At 72.0% G+C, this 25,358-nt stretch carries 20 protein-coding genes; 12 read left to right on the top strand and 8 right to left on the bottom strand.

Annotated features, from left to right (window positions below; genetic code table 11):
• Positions 1-5: 5 nt before the first annotated feature.
• Positions 6-950 (bottom strand): GDP-L-fucose synthase family protein, encoded by a 945-nt coding sequence (locus ACFXGI_RS19115; protein ID WP_384707677.1) that lies wholly within the window; start codon positions 948-950, stop codon positions 6-8.
• 207 nt (positions 951-1,157) lie between these two features.
• Here ACFXGI_RS19115 and gmd point away from each other — a divergent pair, with 207 nt between their 5' ends.
• The 4 genes from gmd to ACFXGI_RS19135 all read left to right on the top strand — a co-directional run bounded on the left by gmd (position 1,158) and on the right by ACFXGI_RS19135 (position 6,291).
• The gene (gene gmd / locus ACFXGI_RS19120) at positions 1,158-2,171 is read left to right on the top strand and encodes a GDP-mannose 4,6-dehydratase (protein WP_030857276.1); all 1,014 of its coding nucleotides are present in this window, start codon (positions 1,158-1,160) and stop codon (positions 2,169-2,171) included.
• Positions 2,172-2,415: 244 nt separating this feature from the next.
• Positions 2,416-5,193 carry a LamG-like jellyroll fold domain-containing protein gene (locus ACFXGI_RS19125; RefSeq protein ID WP_384707680.1) on the top strand — a complete coding sequence of 926 codons (2,778 nt, stop codon included), beginning with the start codon at positions 2,416-2,418 and terminating at the stop codon, positions 5,191-5,193.
• An 82-nt stretch (positions 5,194-5,275) separates the two neighbouring features.
• On the top strand, positions 5,276-5,953 hold the full coding sequence (locus tag ACFXGI_RS19130) for a hypothetical protein (protein ID WP_384707683.1): 678 nt from the start codon (positions 5,276-5,278) through the stop codon (positions 5,951-5,953).
• A 125-nt stretch (positions 5,954-6,078) separates the two neighbouring features.
• Positions 6,079-6,291: a hypothetical protein gene (locus ACFXGI_RS19135; protein ID WP_384707685.1), complete on the top strand. Its 213-nt coding sequence runs from the start codon at positions 6,079-6,081 to the stop codon at positions 6,289-6,291.
• Positions 6,292-6,295: 4 nt separating this feature from the next.
• On the opposite strand, the gene ACFXGI_RS19140 is transcribed toward ACFXGI_RS19135, so the two are convergent.
• A complete protein-coding gene (locus ACFXGI_RS19140) occupies positions 6,296-7,411 on the bottom strand; it encodes a glycosyltransferase (RefSeq protein ID WP_384707689.1) in 1,116 nt (371 codons plus the stop codon).
• Positions 7,408-7,947: a WcaF family extracellular polysaccharide biosynthesis acetyltransferase gene (locus ACFXGI_RS19145; RefSeq protein ID WP_384707691.1), complete on the bottom strand. Its 540-nt coding sequence runs from the start codon at positions 7,945-7,947 to the stop codon at positions 7,408-7,410. Before ACFXGI_RS19145 ends, ACFXGI_RS19140 begins: the two co-directional genes overlap by 4 nt.
• Before the next feature lie 115 nt (positions 7,948-8,062).
• Here ACFXGI_RS19145 and ACFXGI_RS19150 point away from each other — a divergent pair, with 115 nt between their 5' ends.
• Complete coding sequence (locus tag ACFXGI_RS19150; protein ID WP_384707694.1) at positions 8,063-9,583, top strand: hypothetical protein; 1,521 nt, start codon at positions 8,063-8,065, stop codon at positions 9,581-9,583.
• Between the two features lie 31 nt (positions 9,584-9,614).
• Here the strand turns inward: ACFXGI_RS19150 and ACFXGI_RS19155 are convergent, their stop codons facing one another.
• From ACFXGI_RS19155 to ACFXGI_RS19165, 3 genes are read right to left on the bottom strand one after another with little or no spacing between them, the layout of a single operon-like run.
• On the bottom strand, positions 9,615-10,838 hold the full coding sequence (locus ACFXGI_RS19155; protein WP_384707696.1) for a hypothetical protein: 1,224 nt from the start codon (positions 10,836-10,838) through the stop codon (positions 9,615-9,617).
• Entirely contained in the window at positions 10,835-12,619 is a 1,785-nt protein-coding gene (locus ACFXGI_RS19160; protein ID WP_384707699.1) for a lipopolysaccharide biosynthesis protein, read from the bottom strand. Before ACFXGI_RS19160 ends, ACFXGI_RS19155 begins: the two co-directional genes overlap by 4 nt.
• The gene (locus ACFXGI_RS19165) at positions 12,616-13,821 is read right to left on the bottom strand and encodes a glycosyltransferase family 4 protein (RefSeq protein WP_384707767.1); all 1,206 of its coding nucleotides are present in this window, start codon (positions 13,819-13,821) and stop codon (positions 12,616-12,618) included. The genes ACFXGI_RS19160 and ACFXGI_RS19165 overlap by 4 nt, the downstream gene beginning before the upstream one ends.
• Positions 13,822-13,993: 172 nt before the next feature.
• Between ACFXGI_RS19165 and ACFXGI_RS19170 the strand changes: the two genes are divergently transcribed.
• On the top strand, positions 13,994-14,464 hold the full coding sequence (locus ACFXGI_RS19170; RefSeq protein ID WP_384707702.1) for an adenylyltransferase/cytidyltransferase family protein: 471 nt from the start codon (positions 13,994-13,996) through the stop codon (positions 14,462-14,464).
• Here ACFXGI_RS19170 and ACFXGI_RS19175 read toward each other — a convergent pair.
• Entirely contained in the window at positions 14,445-15,167 is a 723-nt protein-coding gene (locus ACFXGI_RS19175; protein ID WP_384707705.1) for a CDP-alcohol phosphatidyltransferase family protein, read from the bottom strand. The two genes, ACFXGI_RS19170 and ACFXGI_RS19175, sit on opposite strands and share 20 nt — an antisense overlap.
• A 135-nt stretch (positions 15,168-15,302) precedes the next feature.
• On the bottom strand, positions 15,303-17,600 hold the full coding sequence (glgX, locus tag ACFXGI_RS19180; RefSeq protein WP_384707708.1) for a glycogen debranching protein GlgX: 2,298 nt from the start codon (positions 17,598-17,600) through the stop codon (positions 15,303-15,305).
• A 181-nt stretch (positions 17,601-17,781) separates the two neighbouring features.
• Here glgX and ACFXGI_RS19185 point away from each other — a divergent pair, with 181 nt between their 5' ends.
• From ACFXGI_RS19185 to ACFXGI_RS19210, 6 genes are all read left to right on the top strand, one after another.
• Positions 17,782-19,002: an Ig-like domain-containing protein gene (locus ACFXGI_RS19185; RefSeq protein WP_384707770.1), complete on the top strand. Its 1,221-nt coding sequence runs from the start codon at positions 17,782-17,784 to the stop codon at positions 19,000-19,002.
• Between the two features lie 188 nt (positions 19,003-19,190).
• Positions 19,191-21,380, top strand: coding sequence for a choice-of-anchor A family protein (locus tag ACFXGI_RS19190; protein ID WP_384707711.1), 2,190 nt, complete (start codon positions 19,191-19,193; stop codon positions 21,378-21,380).
• 127 nt (positions 21,381-21,507) lie between these two features.
• Entirely contained in the window at positions 21,508-22,230 is a 723-nt protein-coding gene (locus ACFXGI_RS19195) for a L,D-transpeptidase family protein (protein ID WP_384707714.1), read from the top strand.
• Between the two features lie 111 nt (positions 22,231-22,341).
• Positions 22,342-23,586 carry an Ig-like domain-containing protein gene (locus ACFXGI_RS19200; protein ID WP_384707717.1) on the top strand — a complete coding sequence of 415 codons (1,245 nt, stop codon included), beginning with the start codon at positions 22,342-22,344 and terminating at the stop codon, positions 23,584-23,586.
• 86 nt (positions 23,587-23,672) lie between these two features.
• Entirely contained in the window at positions 23,673-24,440 is a 768-nt protein-coding gene (locus tag ACFXGI_RS19205; RefSeq protein WP_030857311.1) for an enoyl-CoA hydratase/isomerase family protein, read from the top strand.
• Positions 24,441-24,683: 243 nt separating this feature from the next.
• Positions 24,684-25,187, top strand: coding sequence for an ATP-binding protein (locus tag ACFXGI_RS19210; protein ID WP_384707720.1), 504 nt, complete (start codon positions 24,684-24,686; stop codon positions 25,185-25,187).
• Positions 25,188-25,358: the final 171 nt, after the last annotated feature.

Consider the following 25,358-nt stretch of genomic DNA (forward strand, 5'->3'; position numbering starts at 1 on the left):
TGCGCTCAGCCCTGCTCGCGCCACCACCGGTAGGTGGCGGCGATCCCGTCCCGCAGCCCGATCTCCGGCTTCCAGCCCAGCGAGGTCAGGCGGGTGACGTCGAGGAGCTTGCGCGGCGTGCCGTCCGGCTTGGACGTGTCCCAGGCGAGCCGGCCGCGGAAGCCGGTCACGTCGGCGACGGTCTCGGCGAGGGCCTTGATGGTGAGGTCGTCGCCGCAGCCGATGTTGACCGGCTCGTCCCCGTCGTAGCTGCTCAGCAGCACCGCGCAGGCGGTCGCCAGGTCGTCCACGTGCAGGAACTCGCGGCGCGGGGTGCCGCTGCCCCACAGCGTGACCTCCTCGCGCCCCTCGGCGGCCGCCTCGTGGAAGCGCCGGATCAGGGCGGGCAGCACGTGCGAGGTCTCCAGGTCGAAGTTGTCGCCCGGGCCGTAGAGGTTCGTCGGCATCGCCGAGATGTACGAGGCCCCGTACTGCTTCCGGTACGACTGGACCTGGACGATGCCGGCGATCTTCGCCAGGGCGTACGCCTCGTTGGTCGGCTCCAGCGGGCCCGTCAGCAGGGCGTCCTCGCTGATGGGCTGCGGGGCCAGCTTCGGGTAGATGCAGGAGGAGCCCAGGAACAGCAGGCGGCCGACCCCGGCGGCGTGCGCGCCGCCGATGACGCTGAGCTGGATCTTGAGGTTGTCCTCCAGGAACTGCACCGGGTAGGTGCTGTTGGCCATGATCCCGCCGACCTTGGCGGCGGCCAGCACGACGGCGTCGGGGCGGACGTCCTTCAGGTACGCCTCCGTGGCGCCGGCGTCGCGCAGGTCGAGGTCGGCGCGGCCCCGGGTGAGCACCTCGTGGCCGTCGGCGGTGAGCCGGCGGGCGACCGCGGAGCCCACGAGGCCGCGGTGGCCCGCGACGAAGACGCGGGCGTTCGGGGGCAGGAGCGGCAGCGAACTTGTCATACCGCCGATGATGCCAGTCCGCCGCCGCGGGCCGCCGACGAGGTCCGGCCGCCGGAGCGGGGCCGCCCGCCCGCCGCGAGCGGAATCCGGGCGAAGGGGGCGGGCGCGGGCCGTGTACGGTACGCATCCAGCCTCGTAAGGGTGGGGCGGCTGGGGCGGGGCCCCGCTCACCAGAACAGACCGACACGATCCCCAGGGGGACCCCAGATGGGCAAGACCGCACTCATAACCGGCGTCACCGGGCAGGACGGCTCGTACCTCTCCGAGCTGCTGCTCTCCAAGGGCTACACGGTGCACGGCCTGGTGCGGCGTTCCTCCAGCTTCAACACCGAGCGGATCGACCACATCTACCAGGACCCGCAGACCGCCAACCGGTCCTTCGTCCTGCACCACGCCGACCTCTCCGACGGCGTCGCGCTCGTGAACCTGCTCCGCGAGATCCGGCCCGACGAGGTCTACAACCTGGGCGCCCAGTCCCATGTGCGGGTCTCCTTCGACGCCCCCCTCTACACGGGCGACGTGACCGGCCTCGGCGCCCTGCGCCTCCTGGAGGCGATCCGGGCCAGCGGTGTGGACACCCGGATCTACCAGGCCTCGTCCTCGGAGATGTTCGGGGCCACCCCGCCCCCGCAGAACGAGCAGACCCCGTTCCACCCGCGCAGCCCGTACGGCGCCGCGAAGGTGTTCGCGTACTGGACCACGGTGAACTACCGCGAGGCGTACGACATGTTCGCCGTCAACGGGATCCTGTTCAACCACGAGTCCCCGCGCCGAGGCGAGACCTTCGTGACCCGCAAGATCACCCGCGCGGTGGCCCGTATCAAGGCCGGCCTCCAGGACCACCTCTACCTGGGCAACCTCGACGCGGTCCGGGACTGGGGCTACGCCCCCGAGTACGTGGACGCCATGTGGCGGATGCTCCAGCAGGACGAGCCGACCGACTACGTCGTCGCCACGGGCGTGGCCGCCACGGTCCGCGAGTTCGTGGAGTCCTCCTTCACCCACGCGGGCCTCGACTGGGCCGAGCACGTGCGCTACGACCCGAAGTACGAGCGCCCGAGCGAGGTGGACGCCCTCATCGGCGACGCCTCCAAGGCCAATGAACTGCTTGGCTGGAAGCCGACGGTGCTTGTGGCCGAGCTGGCGCAGATCATGGTCGACGCCGACATCCGGCAGGTCGAGGACCAGCTGGCGGGCGTGACGGTCCGTATCGACCGCTGAAGGCCTTATATTTCCCCTAGATTTGCCGTGTCCCGGTCATCTCCACTGGTATCGGTGGGTGTGGCCGGGGCAAACCTGCCGTATGTCCGTTGTGCGCCCTCCAACCTGAACCGTTCATTCCAAGTTGGTATGCAATGGGTCAAGGGAGGTGACCGGGTCCTCGCAGAAGCCCTAGTCTGCGCCAGTACATATGGCTGTTCGGATAGTTCCAGCCATCAAACCGGGCGATTGCCCTGGGGGGCTCATGCGTAGATCCAGAGGGCTGACTGCTGCCCTCGTCCTGTCACTGGCCGGCGCCGGCACCGGTATAGGTCTGGTGCTGATGCCCGAGGCGTCCGCCATCACGCCTCCCGTGGCATTCACCGCCGACGAGCTGCCCACCTGGCAGCCCAACGGCATCGTCTTCGCGATGGCCGAGGCGAACGGCACCGTCTTCGCGGGCGGCACCTTCTCCGCCGTCCGCCCGCCGGACGGCACCAGCGGTGCCGAGCAGGAAGCGGTCAACTTCGTGGCGCTCGACGCCGCGACGGGCAACCCGACCTCGTGCAAGCTCGCCTTCACCATCGGCGACGGCAGCGCGACCGTGCGCACCCTCGAGGTCTCCAAGGACAAGAAGACCCTGTACGCGGGCGGCTACTTCGGCGCCGTCAACGGCACCCCGGTCTCCAGCCTGGCCGCGATCGACATCGCGACCTGCACCCCCAAGGCCGCCTTCCACCCGGGCTTCCCCGCCACCGTGCGCGGACTCGCCGTCACCGACGACACCGTGTACGCGGCCGGCGACTTCGGCACCGTCGAGGGCCAGACGCGCGAGCGGTTCGCCGCCGTCGACGCCGGCTCCGGCGCCCTGAAGCCCTTCACGGCCAACGCCGACGAGCCCGGCCGCGCGGTCGAGGTCACCCCGGACGGCAAGAACGTGCTGCTGGGCGGCGACTTCTTCGACATCAACGGCAAGAGCACGCACGCCCTGGCCGTCGTCAACGCCACCACCGGCGCGGTCACCAAGACGTACAGCAACATCCCGTCGAACTCCGTGGTCAAGGACATCGCCACCGACTCGACCGGCTTCTACACCGGCAACGAGGGCTCCGGCGGCGGCGTCTTCGACGGCCGCATCGGCCTGAACCTCAGCGACTTCAGCGAGAAGTGGCGCGACCGCTGCCTCGGCGCGACCCAGGCCGTCCTGCCGTACGACGGCGTGCTCTACAGCGCCTCGCACGCGCACGACTGCTCGCTCGAGGGCCAGTTCCCCGACGGCAAGCGCAACTTCTTCAACGCGCAGCTGACCAACTACGAAGGCGCGGCCCCCGCGCCCGTGGACGGCTTCGTCCGCAGCCCGCGCAAGCTCGGCTGGCACCCCACCGCCAATGACGGCATCGGCGAGGGCATCGGCCCGCGCACCCTGGCCATCGCCGAGAAGAACGACGTCAAGTACCTGTGGTCCGGCGGCGAGTTCACCACCATCAACGGCAAGGCGCAGCAGGGGCTGACCCGCTTCGCCTCCACCGGCGACGTCGGCGCCCCGACCACCCCGGTCGCGAGCGCCGGCAGCGTCAAGCCCGGTGAGGTCCAGGTCCGCTGGCGCACCAGCTACGACGCCGACGACAGCAAGCTGACGTACCGGATCTACCGCAACGGCTCGTCCAGCCCCATCGCCACCGTCGCCGCCGAGTCCCTGGAGTGGCAGCGTCCGCAGGCCTCCTGGACCGACACCACGGTCAAGGACGGCCAGTCGTACACCTACCGCGTGACGGCCACCGACGCCGCGGGCAACACCAGCGCCCTGTCGGCCAACGCCGCGGTCACGGTCCCGAGCTCGGTCCAGGCGTACCCGAACCAGGTCCGCACCGACGGCGCCTCCCTGTACTGGCGCTACGACGACACCGTCAGCCCGTACGTCGCCGACTCCTCGGTCGCCGGCAACACCAGCGGTGTCCAGCTCAACGCCCCGGCCCTGCGCCAGACGCCCGGCGCGATCAGCGGCGCGAGCACGGCCATGGGCTTCAACGGCACCAGCCAGCAGGTGTACAGCGACCACCGTCAGACGGTGGGCAGCGCGTTCTCGGTCGAGACCTGGTTCAAGACCAACACCACGCGCGGCGGCAAGCTGATCGGCTTCGGCAGCAACACGGACCGCAACAGCGGCTCGTACGACAAGCAGATCTACATGACCAACACCGGTCGTCTGGTCTTCGGCGTCAGCAACGGCTCCGCCCGCACCATCACCACCGGCCTGTTCGACACGTACAACGACAACAAGTGGCACCACGTCGTCGGCACCATGGGTGCGGGCGGCATGGAGCTGATCGTCGACGGTCAGAGCAAGGGCACGCTGAACGTCACCAGCTCGGTCGCGTACGAGGGCTTCTGGCACGTCGGCGGCGACAACCTCAGCGGCTGGCCGTCCAAGCCGACGAGCAACTTCTTCGCCGGCCAGATCGACGAGACGGCCGTCTACCCGAAGGCGCTCACCGCGGCCCAGGCCAAGAACCACTACGACCTGGCCAAGGCGCCGTCCGACACGGTCTCCAAGGTCTCCGCGACCGAGGACACCTACGTCAACCAGGGCGCCCCGAGCGCCGCCAACGGCGCGAGCACCTCGCTGGCCGTCCGCGGCACGTCGGCGTACCAGACGTACCTGCGCTTCAACCTGCCGGCCGCGCCGGCCGGGCAGGTCCTGAAGTCCGCCTCGCTGCAGATCAAGACGTCGACCCCGGCGAACGCCGGTACGACCGACAAGATCTCCGTGGTCCCGGTCACCGGCACCTGGAGCGGCGCGAGCACGACGTTCAACACCAAGCCCGCCCTCGGCGCCACCGAGCTCGGCTCGTTCGCGAGCGTGCCGGACGGCTCGGCGATCCAGAGCACCCCGCTGGACACCGCCGCGCTCACCCCGGTGCTGGGCACCGGCTACAGCCTGGCCCTGACGAGCACGGGCACCGACCCGCTGTGGATCTGGTCCATGGAGTCGACCGCCGCGGACGCCGCTCCGCAGCTCGTCCTCACCTTCGGCCCGAAGTAACCGCGTAGACGGATGCGGGGCCCGGCGTGAAACACAGCCGGGCCCCGCACCCCTATCCCACGTAACAACAGGAGCCCCCAAGATGTACCGACGCTCCGCTGCGGCTGCTGTTCTGCTGGCCGCGGCTCTGACCCTGACCGCCTGCAGCTCGGGCGGCGACGGCAAGGCCGACGCCGAGGCGGCGAAGCCGAAGCCGCCGGCCGCGTCCTCGGTCCCGGACCCGGCGGACGCCTCGGCGGCGCCGGTCTCGCCCGACGCGAAGCCGACCGGCCCGGTCCTGCCGGACGCTAAGCTCACCCCGAAGACGGGCAGCTTCAAGGCCAACGAGAAGCAGTACCTGAGCGGACGGGTCCCCGAGAAGATGGACCCGGCGGCGGTCCTCCAGACCGGCCAGGAGTCCTGCCAGCGGGTGGAGCGCACCGCGAAGCGCGACAAGGACGCGGCGACCGGGGCCATCGTCGCCGGGGAGATCCCGGGGGCGAAGGACGCGATCACGTACCTGTGCCCGGAGCAGAAGCCGATCCTGGACGCGGCCTCCAAGGGCTTCGCGGACGGCACCCGCCAGTCGCCCGCAGCGGGCACGTACCGGGCGCTGACCCAGGCCACGACGTGCACCTGGGAGGCGAAGGGCAAGGACGGCGCGGTCCTGGCCTCCGGCCCCGAGTCCCCCCTGAAGGCCGGTGACAAGATCACCGCCGCGATCCCCGCGGGCACGGCGACCTTCACCTCGGCGGGCTGCTACGCCTGGATCCCGGCGTAACCCCTGCCGTCCCGCACGGACGCGAACGCCGCCCCCGCCCGAACTCCGGGCCGGGGGCGGCGTTTTCGCATCCGCTTGCCGGGTAGCCGCGCGATCAGACGACAACGACTGCGGAGGCGAATCACATGGGAGGCATCGGCGGCTGCATCGCGCTGATCGTGGTGGGGGCCATCCTCACCTTCGCGACGGACTGGAAGATGGAGAGCGTCAACCTCGACGTCGTCGGGCTGATCATGATGGCGGCGGGCGCCATCGGCCTCGCCGTCTACGCGAGCGTCTTCAAGCGCCGCCGCGCGGCGGTCCTCCCGGTGGTCGACGAGACCCGCCGCGAGCTGTAGCCCGTCAGCGCAGGGCCTTCTCGTAGACCGGTAGGAGGGTGTCGAGGACGGCTTCCATCGAGAAGGACTGCGCGGCCAGCTTGCGGGCCGATGCTCCGGCCTTGGCGTTCTCGGTGGGGTCCAGGAGGGAGAGGACGGCTTCCGCCACGTCCGCCGGGCCCGGGGGGACCGCTCGGCCGGCGCCCGCCGTGGCGATGTCGCGGGCCAGGCCGTTCGAGTGCGTGACCACCGACGGGACGCCCACCGACAGGGCCTCCAGGACCGACATCGGGAACGGCTCGTCCACCGACGGGAGTACGTAGACGTGCGCCCGCCGCAGCTCTGTGAGGACCTCGGAGGCGGACAGCGCTCCCGGGACCGTGAAGCATCCCTCCAGGCCCAGCTCCGCGATGCGCGCCCGCACCGCCGCCAGCTCGCCCTCGTCCGGGCCGGCCACCACGAACTCCGCGTCCGGGTGCGCCGCCAGGATCGCCGGGGCCGCGTCCACGAAGTCCACCGGGCGCTTGCGGGCCTGCAGGCGCGCCGAGTACAGGATGCGCGGGGGACCGGCCGGGGCCGGCCGCTCCTCCTGCGCGGGCGTGCCGTTCACCAGCCGGACGGCCCCCGGCAGCGCGCCGCCCACCACCGCGTCGAGGCCCTCCCGTTCGTGCGGGGTCAGGTGCAGCACCGCGTCCGCGCCGCGCAGCAGCCTCCGTACGGCCACCGCGTCCAGCACCTTGGCCAGCAGCTTCTCGCTCGGGTCCACCATCCCGTGGGTCTGCAGCACCAGCGGCTTGCCGGCCCGCAGCGCGGCGAGGGCCACCGGCAGGGTCACCAGGTCCCGCGCCAGGTGGACGTGGACCACGTCCGCGTCCCGGACCAGCCGGCCCGCCGAGGCCAGCAGGGCCGGTGAGGTCATCCCGCTGAAGCCCAGGGGGAGGAGGCGCCGGGCCGGGAACAGCTTCGCCGGGACGCCCTCCACCGAGGTCGGCCACGGGTCCGGGAAGCCCTCGCCCAGCGCCAGCAGCCGCGCCTCGTGGCCGCGGCCCCGCAGTCCCTTGGCCAGGTTCAGCGCGACCCGGACGGGCCCGCCGAACGCGTGCGAGGGGGAGTGGAGCGTGACGGCGTGCAGGACTCTCACTTGGGCTCCTCGACCGGGCGGCGCTGCCCGTCCATCGTCTGCAGGGTCAGTGCAGGAAGGTTTCTGTGGACCACGGATCCGGCACCCGCCACCGCGCAGCGGCCCACCGTGACCCCGGCCAGCACGGTCGCCCGTACGGCCACCCACGCGCCGTCCTCGACCACGACCGGCGCGTTGCGGTAGCGGAAGTCGGCGGCCCGGTGGTCGTGCGAGCCGGTGCAGAGCATGGCCTCCTGCGAGATGCAGACGTTCGCCCCGATGGTCACCGGCTCCAGGTTCAGCAGCCAGGCGCCCTCGCCGATCCACGTGTGGTCGCCGACGGTGAGCTTCCACGGCCACAGCACCCGCACCCTGTGCCGGATCAGCACGCCCTCGCCGATGCGCGCGCCGAACGCCCGCAGCAGTGCCACCCGCAGCCGGGCCGGACAGAACCACGCCATGAACAGCGTGTTCATCACCGCGAACCAGAGCGCCTGCGTCAGCAGCCCGCGCCCCTTGTCGTATCCGGCCAGCGTGAAGGCAGGAAGATCACGCAACTGTCGCCCCTCATCGTGCGCTGCGGGCCCGTCGCGCTCCGCAGGAGCGCCTCCCAGGACGCCGCCCGCTCAGACTAGACTGCGCGCGGACCAGGCACATCGGGCGGGGGCGGCAGTGGCAACGGACATACGCAAGCCCTCGGTGGCCCCGCCGCTGCCGCCCGTCCCCGAGCCGGCGGACGCGCACAAGTGGGGCCGGGTCACCACCCCGCGGACCCTGCTCTCCCGCGCCCTGTCCGTCCCGCTCATCCTCGGCTTCACCGTCTTCCTGCCGCTGATCGTCGCCGTCCAGCCGGGCGACGGCCAGCGCGACGCCGCCTTCTGGCTCCAGCTCCTGCTCACGATGTACGCGGGCGCCCGGCTCTCGGCGATGGTCCTGACCAGCCGGCGCAAGCTGCTCCAGGGCTCCTTCTGGCTCTTCGTCTACATGGCGATGGGCGTGGCCCCGCTCGCGCAGGCCGTCCTCGGCCGGGTCCCGACCCCCGTGGTCGGCCCCCGCTCCGACCTCACCGTCGCCATCGGCCTGGTCCTGCTCGGCTGCACGGCGTTCGACGTCGGCGTCCTGCTGGCCCGCCACCGGCCGGCCGGGCGGGCCGGCGGCTCCCAGAAGGAGCCGCGGCCGGTCATGGCCCACCGGCGCCGCCTCCAACTGCTGACCGGGCTCGCCTTCCTGTGCAGCGCCGCGTTCATCATGAAGCTCGGCGGCCCGGCGGTGTTCTTCTCCAGCCGCCAGGAGATCATCGCGGGCATCGAGGAGGCGGGCGTCTCCAACGGCGACGGCCAGGCCGGCCAGGCCCTGCTGCGCGGCTTCGGCACCGTGCCGGCCCTGCTCGCCCTGCTGGTCTACACGCGCTGGATCATCACCTCGACGTACGCCCGCCGCAAGGTGTCGATCATCGTCACCTGGGGGGCGCTGGCCCTGCTCAACCTGGTGGTCAACAACCCGATCTCGAACCCGCGGTACTGGTTCCTCACGGTCATGTTCGCGCTGCTGTTCACCGTCTTCCCGGTGAGCGCCGCGATGTACCGGGTGGCGCTGTCGATGGCCGTGGTGATCGCCCTGCTCGTGTTCCCGTTCGCGGACCGCTTCCGGTACGACGAGAAGAACTACAAGCCGGTCGAGACGACGTCGTTCCTGGAGCCGATGGCGCTGAAGGACTACGACCAGATCGGCATGTTCGCGAACACCATCACCTACTCGAACTCCGGTCCCGGGCACCTGTACGGGAGCCAGCTCGCCGGGTCCGTCTTCTTCGCGGTGCCGCGCTCGGTCTGGCCGGGCAAGCCGAAGGACACGGGTGTGATGGTCGGCGAGTGGATGGGGACGGTCAACACCAACCTCTCGTCCCCGATCTGGGCCGAGCTGTGGCTGGACTTCGGCCCGCTGGGCATGGGCGCCGGGCTCCTGGCCACGGGGTACGCGGCGGCCCGGGTGGACCGCCGCTACGCGAAGCGCGCCACGCGGCGCTCGCCTCCGGGCAGCCTGATCTCCGTGGTGGTCCCGCTGGTCGCGGGCTATTCGTTCATCCTGCTCCGGGGCCCCCTGCTCCAGGCCTCCGGCCGCGTGGCGATCGCGGCCCTCTGCCTGGCGCTGGTGGCGACGTACCGGCAGGACAAGTCCACCAGGCTGCGCTAGCGGGAGCCCGGGAGGACCGGAGCCCGGCAGGTCAGGCGGCCGTCGTGACCGGCGGCTCGGGCGCGCGCGCCGGGACGCGGGAGACGCGGAGCCAGGCCGCCGCGGCCTTGAGCGCCGAGCCCGCCGCCAGTCCCCAGGCGGCGCCGGTCACGCCGGCCGCCGCGTACCCGCCGAGCAGCAGCGCCACCGAAAGCAGCGAGAAGACGACCTGCAACGAGAGCGTCGCCTTCGGGTTGAGGACGCGCAGGGTCAACAGGGCGCAGGTGCCCAGGCCCATCACCGCGTACTGCGCTCCCGTGGCCGGGAGCAGGGCGGAGGCCGCCGCCCACGTGTCACCCAGCAACTGGCGGCCCACACCGTCGGGCAGGGCGTACAGGACCGCGCCCCAGCCGGCGCCCAGCGCCGCCAGCGCACCGCCCATCGCCGCCGTCAGCCGGACCACGCCCCGCTTGCCGGACGCCCGGCCCACCACCGGCGGGCCGAACGCGTTCGCCGAGTTGAACAGCACGTTCAGCGGGCCGAACAAGGTCGTCGCACCCCGCAGCGCGCCCACCGCCAGTGGGGTCGCGAACAGGCCGAGCCCCAGCACCGCCAGCTGGCTGGACCCGTTGCCCACCGCGAACTCGACCACGAACCGCTGCCCCAGGTGCCCCCGCCGCAGGTACGGCCGCAGATCGGCCGCCGAGCCCCGGACGTACGGACGCAGCAGCCACAGCCCCAGCGCGAGCGCCGGAAGCGCCGAGACCCCCCACACCAGCACCAGCCGCCCCGCCGAAGCCCCTTCGGGCTGGAGCAGCAGCGCGGCCACGACGCACACCAGCCGCAGCGCGTCCGCGGCCAGCGCCCGCTCGGGGGCGCGCAGCGCGGAGAAGCAGTACCGCAGCCCGTCCTGGACGAGCACCAGCGGCAGTACGAGGCCCAGTGCGAGGAACGCCCAGCCGCCGGCCCCGGGCACGGCGAGGCCGACGAGGGCCAGCGCCGCGCCCGCCGCCGCCGAGGCGGCCCCGGTGAACGCGAGGCCCGAGCGGCACACCGCGCCCAGCCGCTCCTCGTCCTTCTCCAGCACCACCGTCTGGCCGACGTACGCCATGTTCAGCCCGAGGAGCACGCTGAACGTCACGTACACCATCGAGAAGTCGGCGAAACCGGACGCCGAGGACAGCCGGGCGGCCAGCACCAGCACCAGGATGTTCGTGGCGCTGGACGCGGCCTGGTCCAGGACCGAGGAGACGGCGGCGAGGCCGCGCCGGCTCATCTGCGGCCCATGCGCACCGTGCGCAGGGCCACCGTGTCCGTGCCGTCACCCGGGATGTGCTGTTCGGGTTCCGCCTGCCGGTGCGTCTGCTGCCCCTGCCCCTGACCCTGGTTCGGCTGCCGCGTGAGCGGCTGCGCCTGCGGCGCGGACGGCCGGGAGGCCTGCGCCGGGGCGGCGGGCGCGCCCTTCGACTTGCCGCCGCGACCGCGCTTCTCGCCCGGCAGCGGGGCGTGCAGCACCGCGCCGAGCACCGTGCCGCCGGCGCCGCTGATCAGCTCGCGGATCCGGGACAGGTCGGTGCGGTGTACGGCGCGCGGGTCGCAGACGACCAGGACGCCGTCGACGCGGTCGACGAGCGCGAGGGCGTCGGCGTACGAGAGCACGGGCGGCGCGAGCACGACGACCGTGGAGTTGGGGGAGTCGGCCTCGGAGATCAGCCGGGTGGCGCGCGGGGAGGTCAGCGCGCGGGGCACGTTGCGCACCGGCTCGCCCGGGATCAGGTCGAAGGTGCCCGACTCCCCGGCGTCGACGACGAGCTGGCGTCCGTCGGGCCACTCGGAGTCGCCGTGGGCCGCCGGGCTGCCGGACGCGCCGCCCGGCGTCTGGCTCCACCGCGGCCGCCCGGCGCCGGTCGGCAGCTGGCTGGCCAGTACCGGCGTGCGCAGGTCGGCCTCGATGAGCAGGACGTCCTTGCCGGTCTCCGCGAAGGAGGCGGCCAGGTTCACGGCCGCCGCGGCGGCGGTCTCGCTGCTGCCGCGCGGGGCGACGACCAGCAGCCTGCGCCGGTCGGCGAAGCGGGAGTCGTACGCGAGCCGGAACGCCACGGAGCGGAACTCCTCGGCGAGCCGGGGGTCCTCCTCGCCGGCCGCGAGCAGCGGTCCGCCGCCGGTCTTGGCCCGCGGCAGGTAGCCGAGCACGGGGGCGCGCAGGGCCCGCGCGACATCGCCCTCGGAGCGCGGCGCCGGGTCGAACACGAGCCGGACCCACGCGGCGAGCAGGCCCAGGGCGAGGCCCACGGCCGCGCCGAGCGCCAGCGACATCACGAGGCCCGGGCCGTCGGTGTCGGACGGCGGGGTCGCGGGGCTGGTGACCCGGCCCGGGCTCATGTCCAGGGCCTGGAGCTTGGCGATGTTGCTGTTGAGGGTGTTGACCTTGCTCTGCAGGTCGGTCTTCGAGGCGTACGCGGCGTCGCGGCCCGTGCCGGCCGGCATGGTGTTGATCTGCTTGACGAGCTCTTCGAGGTTCTTGGCGACCGGGTCGCGCTGGTCCTGGTAGCCCTTGACCATCTTGTCGCGCGTGACGTCGAGGGAATCCTGCCGCTTGAGCAGGTAGGCCTCGGTCATCGCGTTGGCGCGGGTGGCGGCCTCCTTGGCGGAGGACGCGGTGTAGGTGAACCGCAGCACCATCGTCTGGGGCGGGTTGGTCACCTGGAGGCCGCTGCGCAGACCGGCGAAGTCCTTCGCGGTCACGCCGAGCTTCTTCGCGGCCTCGTTGGCTATGGAGGAGCTGAGCGCGACCTGGCGCTCCGAGCCGATGTTGATCGCCTTGTCGGGCGCGAGGCTCGGGTTGAACGGGTCGTCGGTGGGCGCGCGCAGTACGACGTCCGCGGTGGCGACGTAGGTGTCGGACGTGGAGATGCCGAGGTAGACGCCGCCCAGCAGGCCGATGCCGACACCCGCCCCGAGGAGGCGGCGGTAGCGCAGGAGCTGTTTGAACTGGTCCCTGAGGAGGTCCGGTTCGTCCTCCGCCGGGACGGACGCAGGGCGGTTCGTCTCGATCACGACTGCGGACCCCCAAGTGCTTCGTCTATCAGTGCGTCGATGCGGGTCAGGCCCGCGTCACGGCTCAGGTGGGCCGCCACGTGCCGGGGCCCGGCCGCCCCGAGCGCATCCGCGCCCTCGGGGTCCTCGGCGAGGGCCCGTACGGCCTTCAGCAGGGCGTGGGGGTCCTCCGGTGGTACGAGCACCCCCGCGCCCGAGCGTTCCACTTCCTGGGCCGTGCCGCCCTCCGCCGCGACGGACGCGATGACGGGCCGGCCGGCCTGGAAGTAGGAGGTCAGTTTGGACGGCACACTCATGTCGAGCACGGCCGCGTGCTGCGTCACGGCGAGTACGTCCGCCGCCGCGAGGATATCCGGGAACTCTCCGTCGGCGGCAGGGGGGATGATGTCCAGATTCGGCACGTCTGCGGCGAGGTCGGCCAGGGCCGAGCGCTGACTGCCGTCGCCCATGAGGACGAAACGGACGCCCGGATCGAGGCGGGCGGCGCCCACGAGCACTTCGAGGCCCTGCTTGAGGCCCATGTTCCCGGAGTGCAGGACGACCGGCTCGCCGGGCGCCCAGCCGAGGTGGCGCCGGGTCTGGCCGCGCGGCCGGGTGGGCTGCGGGACGTGGGACCAGTTGGGCACGAGGCGGATCTTCGCCGGGTCCACGCCCATGCCGACGACCCGGTCCACGAAGGTCTCGTGGATCACGCCGACCAGGGTGGCCCGCTTCAGGGCGTACGCCTCCGCGCGCCCGGCGACGGCGGCCGCCTTGTCGCCGCCGCTGATTCCGCTCTGCGCGGCGGCCGCGCCCATCAGGTCCTGGACGACCGGGATGAACGGGACTTTCCAGCGGGCGGCGAGCCGGGCGGCGAGGACCCCGCCGGCCAGGCTGGGCATCTGGGCCATGACGGCGTCCGGGCGCGGCATCCGGGGCGGGGCCACGGCACCGTGCAGCAGAATCGATCCTTCAAAAAGGGCCCGCTTGACGGCGGTCTGGCGGGGCGGCACGGTGTGAGCGCGCCGGTGCACTGTGACCCCCGCGCGCTGTTCCGTGCGCTGGAGCGCCCCCTTGTACTCCGGCTCCAACGACCAAGACGGATAGTGCGGCATGCCGGCGAGCACGTGGGTGTCATGGCCGAGATCCGCCCAGTGCTCCGCGATCTGGGTGGCGTACGGCCCAATCCCCGCGTGCTCGGGAGCGTAGTTGGTGGAAACCAGCAGTAGGCGCCGGTGACCGGATCTCGACACTGAACGTCCCCTTCTCCCCAGGATGATGCGCACGTCACCCTATTCGTTCACCGACAGCACGGGGAACGTGCACGCTATTGTCTGCTAATCCGCCACACCGGGGGGTGTGGCCGCTGGGGGGTAACTCATGACGGAGCGCGACATGTCCGACCTTGGCGCACCTGCGCACAGACCGTACCGAGTCGGGTACGCCCCAGGTGCGTACGATCTGTTCCATATCGGGCATCTCAATATCCTTCGGCATGCCCGGAGTCAGTGCGACTACCTGGTCGCCGGGGTGGTCTCCGACGAGATGGCGGAACTGGCCAAGGGCCGCCGCCCGATGATCCCGCTCGTGGAGCGGCTGGAAATCGTCCGTAGCGTCCGCTATGTGGACGCCGCGTTCGTCGAGACGGTTCCGGACAAGGTGGAGACCTGGAAGCAGGTCCGCTTCGACGTGATCTTCAAGGGCGACGACTGGCGGGGCACTCCCAAGGGGGACAAGCTGGAGAAGGACTTCGCGTCCGTCGGCGTCGACGTCGTCTACTTCCCCTACACGGTGCACACGTCCAGCACCCAGCTGCGCCGGGCCCTGGACGCGCTGTCCGAGCCGCTCAGCGCGGAACGGCGCTGAGCTCCCGGAACCACTTCGCGAGGAACGCCACCAGGAACAGCGCGGCGACCGCGCCGAGCCCGGCGTACGCCCAGCGGAACAGCTCCCCGCCCCCGAGCGCGAGGAAGACCAGGCAGAACACGCCGTAGTCCACGGGCAGCAGCGCCACCGCGCGCACCGTCGAGGGCGCGGCGGCGGGGCTCCCGGGCGCCGGCTTCGGCTTGAGCTTCTCGGTCAGCAGCCCGCCGAAGAAGGTGACGACCGAGGCGAACTGGAAGCCCAGCGGCACCAGCAGCCAGCCCTCCCCGCCCGTCCCGTACGCCTCGGGGAAGCGGTAGAACGCGATCAGCACGCAGGTGTGCAGCGCTGTCAGCTTGGCGCAGTCCACGACGTGGTCCAGCCATTCGCCCGCCGCGCTGCCGCCGCCGCGCAGCCGGGCCAGCTGCCCGTCGGCCGAGTCGAAGGCGAAGCCGACGGCGAGCGCGGCCCACACGGCGACGCCCAGTCCCCACGAGGGTGCGGCGAGCGCGACCGCGGCCACGGCGGCGAAGCTGAAGGCGGCGCTGACCAGCGTCACCTGGTTCGGGGTCAGCCCGAGCGCATACGACACGGCGGCCAGGTACCGCCCCGCGGGCCGGTTGACGAACCGCGAATAGAGCGACACCCCCTTCGCCGACTTCTGCGCCCCGCGCAGCTCCCGCAGCGCGGTCCCGACTCTCGCCATGCGTACCCCTGATCCCTGCCGATGTGGCACACGTGTACGGGTGCACGTGTGTACGAGGCCACATCATCGCAGGACGAATGAGGGTTCTCGCTCCGGCTCAGCCGACCACCCGCGCCACCCGGCCGTCCGCCCTCCTCAGCCGACCACCCGCAGCAGCAGTACCGACCGGGCCGGCACCGTCAGCGTCTCCCCGCCCCGGTGCCGGGTGCCGGGAGGTGCGGCCTGGTCCTCCCGCGCGGTGTCCAGCACCAGCTCGTACCCCGCGGCCCACGGAGCGTCCGGCAGCACCCACGCCACCGGCCGGTCCCCGGCGTGCAGCAGCGCCAGGAAGCTGTCGTCGACGACCTGCCGCCCCCGCTCGTCGCGGCCCGGGATGTCCCGCCCGGACAGGTACATGCCGAGCGCGGCGGCCGGGGCGTACCAGTCCCGCTCGGTCATCTCCTTGCCCGCCGGGGTGAACCAGGCCAGGTCCCGCAGCCCGTCCGCGCCCTGGGGCCGCCCCGAGAAGAAGGCCCGCCGGCGCAGCACCGGATGCTCCTGGCGCAGCGCCACCAGCCGCGCGGCCAGTGCGAACAGATCCCGCCAGGCCGGATCCTCCAGCAGCGACCAGTCCACCCAGCCCGTCTCGTTGTCCTGGCAGTACGCGTTGTTGTTGCCGCCCTGCGTGCGCCCGAACTCGTCCCCGGCCACCAGCATCGGCACCCCGGTCGACAACAGCAGGGTGGTCAGCAGATTGCGCAGCTGCCGCCGCCGCAGCACCCCGATCCGGGCGTCGTCCGTGTCCCCCTCCGCCCCGCAGTTCCAGGAGCGGTTGTCGTTCGTCCCGTCGCGGCCCGCCTCCCCGTTGGCCTCGTTGTGCTTGCGCTCGTACGACACCAGGTCGCGCAGCGTGAACCCGTCGTGCGCCGTCACGAAGTTCACCGAGGCGTACGGCCGCCGCCCGCCCCACGCGTACAGGTCGCTGGAGCCCGACAGCCGGTACCCGAGGTCCCGTACGTCGGGCAGCGCGCCCCGCCAGAAGTCCCGTACGGCATCCCGGTAGCGGTCGTTCCACTCCGTCCACAGCGGCGGGAACGCCCCCACCTGGTAGCCGCCCGAGCCCACGTCCCAGGGCTCGGCGATCAGCTTCACCCGCCGCAGCACCGGATCCTGGGCGATCACCGCGAGGAACGGCGACAACATGTCCACGTCGTGCATCGAGCGGGCCAGCGCCGCCGCCAGGTCGAAGCGGAACCCGTCCACTCCCATCTCCGTCACCCAGTAGCGCAGCGAGTCCGTGATCAGCCGCAGCACGTGCGGGCGCCCCGCGTGCAGGGTGTTCCCGCAGCCCGTGTAGTCGGAGTACCGGCGCTGGTCGGGCTGGAGCCGGTAGTAGCCCCGGTTGTCGATCCCGCGCAGCGACAGCGTCGGGCCCAGCTCTCCCGCCTCCGCCGTGTGGTTGTAGACCACGTCGAGGATGACCTCGATCCCGGCCGCGTGCAGGGCCCGCACCATCCGCTTGAACTCCCCGACCTGCTGCCCCGCCGTACCGCTCGACGAGTACCCCGCGTGCGGGGCGAAGTAGCCGACCGAGTTGTAGCCCCAGTAGTTGCGCAGACCCCGGCGCAGCAGGTGGTCCTCGTGCGCGAACTGGTGCACCGGCAGCAGTTCGACCGCCGTCACGCCCAGCTTCACCAGGTGCTCGAGGGCCGCCGGATGGGCCAGGCCCGCGTACGTGCCGCGCAGCTCCTCGGGAACACCCGGATGGCGCATCGTGAACCCGCGCACGTGCAGCTCGTAGATCACCGAATCGGCCCACGGGGTCTTCGGCCGGACGTCGTCCGCCCAGTCGTCGTCATCGTGGACGACCACCCCCTTGGGGACGAACGGCGCCGAGTCGCGGTCGTCGCGCACCGTGTCCGCGATGTACTGCTGCGGCCAGTCGCGGACGTGCCCATACACCTCCGGCGGCAGCGTGAAGTCCCCGTCGACGGCCCGGGCGTACGGATCCAGCAGCAGCTTGGCCGGATTGAACCGGGCCCCCGTCCAGGGGTCCCAGCGGCCGTGCACCCGGAACCCGTACCGCTGCCCCGGGCGCACCCCGGGCAGGAAGCCGTGCCAGATCTCGTGCGTCAGCTCGGTCAGCGCACACCGGGTCTCGGCGCCCTCCGCGTCGAAGAGGCACACCTCCACCGACTCCGCGCCCTGCGCCCACAACGCGAAGTTGGTGCCGGCCGTCCCGTCCGGGCCGGTACGGAAGCGCGCCCCCAGGGGGTGCGAGGACCCGGGCCACACCGGGGGCCCCGGGCGCGTGACGGCCTGTAAGGCCGACTCCCGACCCTGTATCACCGGCCCGCTCCACTGGCCGTTGACGTGCGGGGCGGGCGACTCCACTGAGGTCACTGACTCCATGGCGGCGGTATCCACCGCCTCTTGCTCGGCTGCGCTCGACACTGCCCGCCTCCACGGCTCCTGGGTACCGGCAGGGGAAGGCACGTGCGGCTCCGGCGTCCCTGCCGGAGCCCGCCCCCGTCTGGTCCTTCCCACTGTTCTGCCCGGAGAGATCTGCCCGGAACGTGGCCCGCGCTCACGTTTCCCCCGGAGGGCCCCGGTCGTTGGAGGGATCGTGACACTTCTGACGAGGCGGGCGGCGGCTGGCTTGGCCGCCGTGGCGGTATGGGCGGGCCTGCTGGGCGGCCTGGCCGGATGCACCGCGAGCGGCGGTTCCCCCGTCGAGATCCAGCTTCCCGGCAAGCCCCGGTCGCCCGACGAGGCCATCCGCATCACCCCCGAGGACAACGCCAAGGGGGTCCCGGCCGAGGGCCCGCTGACCGTCAGAGTGCCCGAGGGCCGCCTCGAACGGGTCGTGGTGACCAAGGTCGAGGACGCCCAGGAGGAGCGCGTACCCGGCTCCATCGCCCCCGACGGCCTCAGCTGGAGCCCGGACGTCGAGGACGGCCGGCTCGCGCTCGCCGCCAAGTACACCGTGGACGCGGTCGCCCTCGACGGCCACAACCGCCGCCAGGCCCGGCACACCACCTTCACCACCTACGTCCCCGAGGAACGGTTCATCGGCTACTTCAAGCCCGAGAACCGCTCCACCGTGGGCACCGGCATGATCGTCTCCTTCAACTTCAACCGCTCGATCGCGAACCGCGCCGACGTCGAGCGGGCCATCACCGTCACCTCCAGGCCCGCGGTGCAGATCGTCGGCCACTGGTTCGGCAAGGAGCGCCTCGACTTCCGGCCCAGGACGTACTGGAAGCCCGGCACCGAGGTCACCGTCACCATGAACCTGCGGGACGTGCAGGGCGCGCCCGGCTCGTACGGCATCCAGGACAAGTCCATCACCTTCACGGTCGGCCGCTCCCAGGCCTCCCTCGTGGACGCGGAGGCGCACACGATGGAGGTCCGCCGCGACGGGAAGCTGGTCCAAACCCTCCCGATCAGCGCCGGAGCCCCCAAGAACACCACCTACAACGGGAAGATGGTGGTGCTGGAGATGTTCGACGTGACCCGGATGAACGGCCAGACCGTCGGGTTCGGCGGCGAGTACGACATCCCCGACGTCCCGCACGCCATGCGGCTCACCACCTCCGGGACCTTCCTGCACGGGAACTACTGGGCCAGCCCCGACACCTTCGGTTCCTCCAACACCAGCCACGGCTGCGTGGGACTGCGCGACGACAAGGGCGGCGGCTCGGACACCCCGGCCGGCTGGTTCTTCGACCGCACCCTGGTCGGGGACGTGGTGGAGGTCGTGAACTCGCAGGACAAGACGGTCGCCCCGAACAACGGGCTGGGCGGCTGGAACATGTCCTGGGCGGACTGGGTCGCGGGCTCCGCCATCACCTGACGGCGCCCGCCGGGCGCAGGCGGGACGAGCCCCGCATGCGCCCCGGACGCACACCAGTCGAGTGATTGTCGCACCGCAATGTCGCAGCCCGAGTGTGTCCTTCCGTCCGACACCCCTGATCCTGCGCTCAGCTTGCTCCAGCCGAGCGGCGCGGCAGCGCGGCGGCGCCAGGAGACGGACGGAGCGTCATGTCAGCAAGGAACTGGACCCTCGGGCTCGCGGTCGGGGCCGTTCTGGCCGCCGGGTCCTCCACGGCCCTCGCGGCGGTCCCGGGGGCCGGCCGTACGGTGCGGGAACACGCGGCACCGGTGCGGGCCGCGCTGCGCGCCCCGCTGCCGGACGGCCTCGGCCCCTGTGTCCCGGGCCGGTGCCCCGACCCGTTCCCCCCGGTCGACGTCGGCACCGCGGCCAAGGGGTACGACGACGCCGTGAACGTCTTCGTCGGCGGGGACTTCCGGGTCCGCGCACGCGCCGCCGAGGCCGAGGGCAAGGTGGTCGTCCTCGGCAGCTTCGACCAGGACAAGGACGCCCAGGCCGGCCAGGCCTACAACATCGGCATCGTCGGCGCGGGCTCCCTGGTGCAGCCCCCGACCGGCTCGGACTTCCTCGCCACCGGCCGGAACGTCCTGATCGCCGCCGGTGAGCGGCTGATCTCCGACGGCGGCGTGGTCCGGTACGCCGGCACCGCACCCGGCCCCGGCCGGGTCACCGGCCCGCTGGTCCAGGACACGGCCGCCGTGTCCAAGTACGAGGGCCTGCGCGACCGGCTCACCGCCGCCGGCAAGTGCTACGCGCGGGTCGACGGGCGGCCCCGTACGGCCACCGGCACGGCCGTCAACGCCTCCGGGACCACGGTCTTCACCGGGGACGACGTCTCCAGGCTCCAGATCTTCAACGTCGACTTCGACATGGTGTCCGGCGGTGGCGGTGGCGGTGGCGGAGCGGGCGGGGCCGTCGGGATCCGCTTCGACCGCATTCCGGCGGACGCCACCGTCCTCGTCAACGTCCTGGGCACCGACCGCACCATCAGCACCTACAGCGGCGCCATCGACGACGCCCACAGCCCCTGGAACGCGCTGCGGACCCGGCTGCTGTGGAACTTCCCGGACGCCACGACCGTTCACCTCCAGGGCAGCGGCCAGTTCCAGGGCGCCGTCCTCATCGGCGAGCAGGCCTCGCAGACCACGGTCACCCTGCCCGGCATGAACGGCCGCTTCTTCACCACCGGCACGCTCACGCACACCAGCGTCGACGGTCTCGGCGGCGGCCAGGAGTTCCACGCGTACCCCTTCAACGGCGAGCTGCCCGACTGCACCGTGACCCCGCCCGTACCCGTCACCGGATCGGTCTCGGTCCTCAAGCGGGACGAGACGGGCAAGCCGCTGGCCGGTGCGCACTTCGAGCTGTGGCGCGAGACCAACGGTGTGGGCGGCGCCCAGTTCACGGGCGAAGCCGACGCCAAGGTCGCCGACTGCGTCACCCCCGCCGAAGGCCTCTGCGCCCGGGAGTCGGAGCTCGGCACGTACTACTGGCGCGAGACGGCGGCCCCCGACGGGTACGTGCTGCCCGAGCAGCGCGTCTTCCCGCTGACGCTGACCGCCGAGAACGCCACGGCCGGCGCGCGGTACGTGGTGGACAACGTGAAGGTGCCGCCGCCGGCGCCCACCGGCAAGGTCGCCGTCCACAAGGTCGACGCCGACGGGACGACCCCGCTCGCCCGGGCCGCCTTCCAGCTGTGGCGCGAGACCAACGGCCGGACGGGCCTCCAGGCGGACGGCGCCGGCGGCTCCCCGGACACGCTCGTCGAGAACACCTGCGTGACCGGAGCCGACGGCCGGTGCGAGCGCGTGGTCGAGCCCGGTACCTACCACTGGCGCGAGACCGTCGCCCCCGCCGGCTACGAGCTGCCCGCGCAGCCGGTGACCACCGTGGTCCTCACCGAGGCGGACGTCACCGCCGGGATCACGGCGACCGTGGTCAACAGCAAGGAGTACCGCGGGGTGCTGGAGGTCCTGAAGAAGGACGCCAAGACCAAGCGGCCGCTGCGCGGCGCCGTGTTCGAGGTCTGGAAGGAGACCAACGGGACCGCGGGCCTGCAGACGGCGGGCATCAACGCCGACGTCCTGGTCAAGGCGGGCTGCGCCACGGACGGAGCGGGCGTCTGCACCTTCGCGTACCTGGAGGCGGGCGCGTACTACCTGCGGGAGACGGACGTGCCCGAGGGCTACGTGCTGCCGGACGACCGGGTGACGGGTCCGCTGCGGCTCGACGAGGGGACCCCCGGGCACAAGCTGGTGGTGACGGTGGACAACCGGCGCGACGACCACGGCAAGGGCAAGGGCGGCGGCAAGGGAGGCAAGGGCGGCGGCCGCGGCTGATCCGACCCCGCCGATGCGCCGGTGAGGTGACCCGCTCACCCCACCGGCGCACCCGCGCGGGCCCCCCGGCTCCGGTCGGGGTTGGCTGGGCCCCGGCGGCCCGGCCGGCGGGCCCGAGGAGGCCCGTATGACCGCAGGCGCACCCGTGCTCGTACCCGCGGTACGAGGTGCGGCCGCGGCCGTCCTGGCCGTCGCCGTACTCGCCCTCACCGCACCGGCCCCGGCGTCCGCCCGTGGGGCGACCGCCCCCGAGCCCGCCTGTACGGCCGGCACCGGGCCCTACCAGCGCGAGCTCGAGGCCCACCTCGGGCGCCCCGTCGACGGGACGCAGTCCCCGGCCGACTGCGCGGCCGTCCGCACCTTCCAGAGCGCCAACGGCATCACACCCGCGGACGGTTATCCCGGCCTCGCCACCTACCGCACGATGGTCGCCGTGGCCGCCCGGGCCCGCCCCAACGCCGACGGCGCCTGCCCCGTCCGCACCGGCCGGGTGACCTGCGTGGACCTTGACCGGCAGCTGCTGTGGGTGCAGCGCGGCAGCGGCGTGGTCTTCCCGCCCGTGCCCATCCGCACCGGCCGCGACGACCAGGAGACCCGCCCCGGCCTGCACGAGATCTACTGGCGGAGCAAGGACCACGAGTCCACCCTGTACGACAACGCCCCCATGCCGTACGCCCAGTTCTTCGACGGGGGCCAGGCCCTGCACGGCCGCCCCGGCGACCTCTACGCGCACGGCGGCTCGGCCGGCTGCGTCAACCTCTCCGTGCCGGACGCCGAACGGCTGTGGAACCTGCTGGACGAGGGCGACGCCGTCTACGTCTGGGGCACCAAACCCGGTACGGAGGACTGATGCCTCCCGTTCCCCCCGCTTGGGACGGAACGGTGACAAGACCGTTTCTCTTCGTGATCCCCCCGTGTGATTTCCTGTCGACATGCGCGCGACAGTCCGCGCGCGGGGGACATGGGGAGAAGAAGAGTGAACCTGCAGCCGATACGCGGCCGCGCCCGCCGCACCGGCCTGCCGGCCCTCCTGCTCGGAGCGGCACTGCTGCTCACCAGCGCGTGCAGCGGAGGCGGCAACTCGGGTGGGGGAGGCGGCGACAACAGCGGCGCCGGCGGAGGTGGCAAGACCGGCACCGAGGCGTCCAAGGCGGTTGTCAGCGTCAAGCCGGACGACGGCGCCAAGGAGGTCGCCACCAGCGGCATCCTGAAGATAACCACCACCGGCGGCAAGCTCACCACGGTGACCGTCGCCGACACCAAGGGCAACGCCGTCGAGGGCAAGCTCGCCGCGGACGCCGCGAGCTGGGAGCCCGCCCGCAACCTGGCCGCCGCCACCGAGTACAAGGTGCACGCCGTCGCCAAGGACGAGGCCGGCCGCGAGTCCGCCAAGGACACCACCTTCACCACCCTGACCCCGACGAACACCTTCGTCGGCCACTACACGCCCGAGGACGGCGAGACCGTCGGCGTGGGCATGCCGGTGTCGTTCAACTTCACCCGCGGCATCACCAACACCGAGGCCGTCGAGAAGGCCATCACGGTGACGGCCGAGCCGTCCGTCCCGGTCGAGGGCCACTGGTTCGGCAACGACCGCCTCGACTTCCGCCCCGAGAAGTACTGGGCCGTCGGCACCAAGGTCACCGTGAAGATCGCCCTCGACGGAGTCGAAGGCCGCGCCGGCGTCTACGGCAAGCAGACCCGTACGGTCACCTTCACCATCGGCCGCTCGCAGGTCTCCACGGTCGACGCGAGCGAGCACACGATGCAGGTCGTCCGTGACGGCCAGGTGCTCAAGGACCTCCCGATCACCGCGGGCGCCCCGTCGACGACCACCTACAACGGGCAGATGGTCATCAGCGAGAAGTACAAGGTGACCCGGATGAACGGCGCGACCGTCGGCTTCGGCGGCGAGTACGACATCTCGGACGTTCCGCACGCCATGCGCCTGTCGCAGTCGGGCACCTTCGTCCACGGCAACTACTGGGCCTCCGCCGGCACGTTCGGCTCCGAGAACGTCAGCCACGGCTGCGTGGGCCTCAAGGACGTCCGCGGTGCGGGCGACGGCAAGCAGCCCGCCGCGTGGTTCTTCGACGAGTCGCTGATCGGCGACGTGGTCATCGTGAAGAACTCCAAGGACAAGCAGATCGCCCCGGACAACGGCCTCAACGGCTGGAACATGGACTGGGCGGAGTGGATCAAGTAGTCCTCCCCCGCGCGTAGTCGAGTGGCCCGGTGCTGTGACCCACAGCACCGGGCCACTTGCCGTTAACCGCCGCTAACCTTTCGCGTATGACCCTCTCTCTCGAAGTCTCCGAAGGCGTCGGCACCCTCCGCCTGGACCGCCCGCCCATGAACGCCCTGGACATCGCCACCCAGGACCGGCTGCGCGAGCTCGCGGTGGAGGCCACCGACCGGGCCGACGTGCGCGCGGTGATCATCTACGGCGGCGAGAAGGTATTCGCGGCCGGCGCGGACATCAAGGAGATGCAGACGATGGACCACGCGGCGATGGTCGCCCGGTCCCGCGCGCTCCAGGACGCGTTCACCGCCGTCGCGCGGATCCCCAAGCCTGTCGTCGCCGCCGTCACCGGCTACGCCCTCGGCGGCGGCTGCGAGCTCGCACTGTGCGCCGACTACCGGATCGCCGCCGACAACGCGAAGCTCGGTCAGCCCGAGATCCTGCTGGGCCTGATCCCGGGGGCCGGCGGCACCCAGCGGCTGTCCCGGCTGATCGGACCGTCCAAGGCCAAGGACCTCATCTTCACCGGCCGCATGGTCAAGGCCGACGAGGCGCTCGCCCTCGGCCTCGTGGACCGGGTCGTGCCCGCCGCCGAAGTGTACGAGCAGGCGCACGCCTGGGCCGCCAAGCTGGCCCAGGGCCCGGCGATCGCGCTGCGCGCCGCGAAGGAGTGCGTGGACGCGGGCCTGGAGGCGGACATCGACACGGGTCTGACCATCGAACGCAACTGGTTCGCGGGCCTGTTCGCCACGGAAGACCGTGAGCGCGGCATGCGCAGCTTCGTCGAGGAGGGTCCGGGCAAGGCGAAGTTCGTCTAGCCGGAAAGCCGTTGGTCCTCCCTAGGGGTGGATTAGCCAGGCCTTAAGGCATCCTTAAGGGGTGAGGGAGATCCACTCCCGGTGATCTTCCGGGAGCGGTGGGTCACCGCAGATCAGAGTGGTCCCACGGCTCTCCGGTTGCCCCGCGCATATGACGGAACGCCCCCTTGGAATCCATGATTCCGGGGGGCGTTTTCCTGCGGAACGGCCCGGGCGGGCGCGTCGGCCGTCCATGATGGGTTCATGGCGGGCCTGGAGGGTGTGGAACAGCCGCGGCAGCGCAACAGCGCTTCCGCCGTACGGCTGACGGCGGCTCTTGAGGACGAACAGGGCCTCAAAGCACTGGAGTTGTACGGTAATCCGGCTGAGGGGGAAGTGAACCTGCCGTCCATGCCGGAGTCGGCGAGTGAGGCCCGCCGGCTCGCCCAGTACGTGGTGATCCGCTTCTGGGGGTTCTCCCCGCAGGTGGCCGAGCACACCGTCCTGCTGGTCTCCGAGCTCGTCGGCAACGCGGTGCGGCACACCGGTGCCCGGTCGTTCGGCTTACGGATGCACCGCAGGCGCGGCTGGATCCGGGTCGAGGTGCGCGACCCCTCGCGCGGGCTTCCCTGCCTGATGCCGGTGCACGAGCTGGACACCACCGGGCGGGGGCTCTTCCTCGTCGACAAGCTCTCCGACCGCTGGGGCGCCGACCTGCTGCCGCGCGGCAAGATCACCTGGTTCGAGATGCGGGTCGCGGACCGCTGACCGCAGACCGCCCCGCGTGGGGCGTCCGAGGGCACCCGCGGCCACCCGCCCCTGGAATGCCTGAAGCCCCCGGCAGCCGTGATGGGGCTTCGTGGGGGCTTCATGGATGCGCCGAGGATCGAAGGGGGTGTGATCCTCGGCGTGGCGACTTCGCTCGGGTCAATGGGGAAG

The sequence above is a fragment of the Streptomyces sp. NPDC059355 genome (genome assembly GCF_042752335.1).
GTDB lineage: Bacteria > Actinomycetota > Actinomycetes > Streptomycetales > Streptomycetaceae > Streptomyces.